This window comes from Halomonas sp. ND22Bw (assembly GCF_003011945.1).
GTDB classification, from domain to species: Bacteria; Pseudomonadota; Gammaproteobacteria; order Pseudomonadales; family Halomonadaceae; genus Halomonas; species Halomonas halophila.
On sequence record NZ_PXWD01001299.1, the window covers coordinates 1 to 255 of the forward strand.

Annotated in this window: 1 pseudogene; it reads left to right on the top strand. The window is 70.6% G+C overall.

Annotation, left to right across the window (positions count from 1 at the left end):
• Positions 1-255: pseudogene (locus CVH10_RS27015) on the top strand (hypothetical protein); the annotation flags it as partial.

Here is a 255-nt window from a genome sequence, read left to right on the forward strand (position 1 = left end):
GGCGAAGGGGCGGCGGCGCTACGTCTGCCCGGCCAAACTGTTGCGTCTGGATGCGCAGCGTTCTGTCGCCAGCTTGGGAGGCGAGGTTCCGACCAATGAGGCACGGCCGGCAACGGCGCAGCCTGTACGACTGGAAGGCCGGCTCGCGCAGGCCTTCGCACGCGGCACCTGGTCCGGCGACCGCGACGACTGGCAGGACCCGATCCCGGAAGGACTCTGGCACCGCCTCAGCACCGACCGCGATGGCTGCTTGGG